Raw genomic sequence first — 4,063 nt, forward strand, 5'->3', positions numbered from 1 at the left:
CGGCGCCGGTTTCGTCCTAGCGGCCGAATAAGACGATTTTTTCGGCTTATTCGGCGCCGGTTTCGTCCTGGCGGCCGAATAAGACGATTTTTTCGGCTTATTCGGCGCCGGTTTCGTCCTGTCGGCCGAATAAGACGATTTTTTCGGCTTATTCGGCGCCGGGATCGTCCTGGCGGCCGAATAAGACGACTTTTTCGGCTTATTCGGCGCCGGGTTCGTCCTGGCGGCCGAACCGAATAAGACGATTTTTTCGGCTTATTCGGCGCCGGGTTTGTCCTAACGGCCGAATAAGACGGTTTTTTCGGCTTATTCGGCGCCTGCCTGTAATTGTCCTATACCAGCTCCGCGCCGGTCAGAAGGCGATAGATCTCCCGGTAGCGCTCCGTCGTCTTCGAGACGACAGCCTCGGGCAGAGGAGCCGGCTTGCTGTCGCGGTCCCAGTCGGTTCCGAGCAGGTAGTCGCGGACGATCTGCTTGTCCATGCTGTCGATATCGGCGTCCAGCACGTATTTGTCCTCCGCCCAGAAGCGGGAGGAGTCCGGCGTGAAGATCTCGTCGATCAGGACGATCTCGCCGTCGATGAGGCCGAATTCGAACTTGCAGTCGGCAAGGATGATGCCGCGCTCCGCGCAGTATCCGCGGGCAAATTCATACAGCCGGATGCTGCGTTCTCTCAGCTGGGCGGCGATGTCCGCACCGACGAGTTCTTCCATGCGGGAGAACGGAATGTCCTCGTCATGGCCGACGTCGTTCTTGGCCGCGGGAGTGAAGATCGGCTCCGGGAACCGCTCGTTTTTGCGCAGCCCTGCAGGCAGCTTGATGCCGTTGATCTCGCCGTTCTGCCGGTATTGCTTCCAGCCTCCGCCGGTGATGTATCCGCGCACGACGCATTCGATATCGATGCGCTCAGCCTTGCGGGTCACCATGATGCGGTTGCGCAATGCCTCCTTGTCGGTGACGATGCTCCCAAGCCGCTCCACGTCCGTGTGGACGACATGGCCCGCCTGGATGCCGGCCGTCTGCTGAAACCAGAAAGCGCTCAGCCGGTTCAGCACATTGCCCTTGTCCGGCACAGCCGGGTCAAGCATGTAATCAAACGCGCTGATGCGGTCTGTCACGACGATAAGATAGTGCTCGCCAAGATCGTACAGCTCCCGCACCTTGCCCTTGTAGAGCAGCGGCGCCTGGATAAGATCCGCTGCCGTGGACAGCGCTTCGGACGTTGCGGCCATGATTTCTCCCCTGCCTCGATTAGAAATATAGGAATGGATCCTGCTCCATGACATCTCCCATGCAGCCGGCAAGCCTCACATCTCCCATGCAGCTGAAAAGCCGCTTGCAGCGGCCTGCCAGGCCGCCCGAGGGACCGGTCTTCCTCAGACTCGGACCCGTCCATCCCGAAAGGAGATGGCAGCGGACAGCTGCCTAGATAAGCTCCAGCCGGCGGAAAATCGTATCGACATGCTTCAAGTGCCAGCTTGGGTTGAACGCATCGTCGAGCTCTTCCGCGCTCAGCACCGCAGTAATCTCCGGCGTCGAGCCGATGATGTCGCGGAACTGGCGCTGCTCCTCCCAGGCCTGCATTGCGCGAGGCTGCACGGTATCGTACGCCTGCTCGCGGCTGAAGCCCTTGTCGATGAGCTTGGTCATGACGCGGCCGGAGAACGGAACGCCGAACGTGCGGCCCATGTTGCGCTTCATGTTATCCGGGAATACCTGCAGGTTCTTCAGAATGTTGCCCAGACGGTTCAGCATGTAGTTCAGCAGCATCGTCGCATCCGGCAGGATGACGCGCTCCACCGAGGAGTGGCTGATGTCGCGCTCATGCCAGAGCGGCACGTTCTCGTAGGCGCTGATCATATGGCCGCGGATGACGCGGGCAAGGCCGGAGATGTTCTCGCAGCCGATCGGATTGCGCTTGTGCGGCATCGCGGACGATCCCTTCTGCCCCTTGGCGAAAGGCTCCTCCACCTCGCGGAACTCGCTCTTCTGAAGGGCGCGGATCTCGGTCGCGAACTTGTCGAGCGACGTCGCGATCAGAGCAAGCGTCGCCATGTACTCCGCGTGGCGGTCGCGCTGAAGCGTCTGCGTGCTGATCGGCGCCGGCTTCGTGCCGAGCTTGCGGCAGACGAACTCTTCCACGAAGGGGTCGATGTTCGCATAGGTGCCGACAGCGCCGGAGATCTTGCCGAACTGCACGCCGTCGGCCGCATGGCGGAAGCGGTCCAGGTTGCGCTTCATTTCCTCGTACCAGAGCGCCAGCTTCAGGCCGAACGTCGTCGGCTCGGCGTGGACGCCATGCGTGCGGCCCATCATGACGGTATCCTTGTAAGCGACGGCTTGTCCGCGCAAAATGTCGATGAATTGAACGATATCCTTCTCCAGAATTTCATTGGCCTGACGAAGGATGTATCCCATCGCCGTATCCACGACGTCGGTGGAGGTGAGGCCGTAATGAACCCATTTGCGTTCGGCTCCGAGCGTCTCCGAGACGGCGCGGGTGAAGGCGATGACGTCATGGCGCGTCTCCAGCTCGATCTCGTTGATCCGGTCGATGTCGAAGCCGGCTTTCTCGCGGATCGCGGCTACATCCTCGCGCGGGATGACTCCAAGCTCGGACCATGCCTCGCAAGCGCAGATTTCAACCTCCAGCCACGCCTTGAATTTGTTCTCTTCCGTCCAAATCGCCCTCATCTCGGGCCTGCTGTAACGCTCAAGCATGCACTCATCCACCTTTTGTCTGATTTATTCCAAGCCGCTTGCGTCGGCCAATCGAGGCTGTCTCCGGAATTGCTTCCCTCGGCACCGGACTGCGGACGCTATCGTTCCATCGCCTGTCCGGCCAGCCGAACGGAAGCTAACTCCCGGCCCCCATCGCCATGGCCTGCCGCGCAAGCAGCGCATCCTTTTGATTTTACTCTCAAATTCCAATCCGCGTCCTTGCCGCCTGGGCTGCTCAGCTCCAGATTCCCGTTCCGCGAATCCACTCCAGCGCCGCGGCAGTGCCGGGAGCGAGCACGTTGACATGGCCCATCTTGCGGTTAGGCTTCGCCTCCGCCTTGCCGTACAGATGCAGCTTCGGGACGGCGCCAAGCCTGGCGGCCTCTTCATCGAACCGCGACAGATGACTCACCAGCGGCTCCACATGCTGGCCGAGGACGTTCACCATGACGACGGGACTCATGAGGCCCGCATCCCCGAGCGGCAGGCCGCATACCGCCCGCACATGCTGCTCGAACTGCGAGGTGCGGCAGGCTTCCATCGTATAATGGCCGCTGTTGTGGGGACGCGGGGCCAGCTCGTTGACGAACAGCTCCCCTTCCTCGGTCAGGAACAGCTCCACGGCGATCAAGCCGACGACCTCAAGCCCTTCCGCGATCCGGACCGCCAGCCGCTCGGCTTCCTCCAGAACGGCGGCGGGGACGCGGGCGGGAACGACGGATAGATGGAGAATGTTGTCGATGTGGATATTTTCCGCAGCCGGGAACGTCTTCACCTCGCCCAGAGAGCTCCGGGCGGCGATGACGCTCAGCTCCATCCGGAAGGAAACGAACTGCTCCAGCACAAGCTCCGCTCCGGATCGGCTCAGCTCCGCATAGGCTGCCGGAATCTCCGCCTCGCTGCGGATGACCCATTGCCCTTTGCCGTCGTAGCCGCCGGTCGCCGTCTTCAGCACCGCCGGCAAGCCAAGACGGCCGCAAGCCTCCCTCAGGACTGCCTCGCTTGAAATCTCCTCGTACGGAGCGACGCGGGCCCCTGCCGCCTCGATCGCCCGCTTCTCCCGCAGCCGGTGCTGCGTCGTATAGAGAAGCTCGCTACCTTGCGGCACGTAAGATTGCTCCGCCAGCATGGCGGCGACTCCCGCATCCACGTTCTCGAACTCATACGTGATGACATCCGCGCGCGACGCCAGCTCCCGCGCCGCCTCCCGATCGTCGTAGCCGGCCGCGATGCTATCGGCAACCTGGGCGCAGGGCTTCCCCATCCGGAAGCAGGCCTATATGTTTCAGGAAGGCATCCCGTGGCACGCCGTTCCGGCGCCGGCTTCATCGGAAGCTCATTT

The 4,063-nt window shown here is 61.9% G+C and carries 3 protein-coding genes; all 3 read right to left on the bottom strand.

Annotated elements, in window-relative coordinates:
- Positions 1-332: 332 nt before the first annotated feature.
- The 3 genes from BN871_RS21220 to purK all read right to left on the bottom strand — a co-directional run bounded on the left by BN871_RS21220 (position 333) and on the right by purK (position 3,985).
- Positions 333-1,232 (bottom strand): phosphoribosylaminoimidazolesuccinocarboxamide synthase, encoded by a 900-nt coding sequence (locus BN871_RS21220; RefSeq protein WP_048748676.1) that lies wholly within the window; start codon positions 1,230-1,232, stop codon positions 333-335.
- Between the two features lie 193 nt (positions 1,233-1,425).
- Positions 1,426-2,721 (bottom strand): adenylosuccinate lyase, encoded by a 1,296-nt coding sequence (purB, locus tag BN871_RS21225; protein WP_048748677.1) that lies wholly within the window; start codon positions 2,719-2,721, stop codon positions 1,426-1,428.
- Between the two features lie 235 nt (positions 2,722-2,956).
- Entirely contained in the window at positions 2,957-3,985 is a 1,029-nt protein-coding gene (gene purK / locus BN871_RS21230; RefSeq protein WP_083436573.1) for a 5-(carboxyamino)imidazole ribonucleotide synthase, read from the bottom strand.
- Positions 3,986-4,063 lie beyond the last annotated feature (78 nt).

Source organism: Paenibacillus sp. P22 (assembly GCF_000469945.2).
GTDB lineage: Bacteria > Bacillota > Bacilli > Paenibacillales > Paenibacillaceae > Paenibacillus_O > Paenibacillus_O humicus.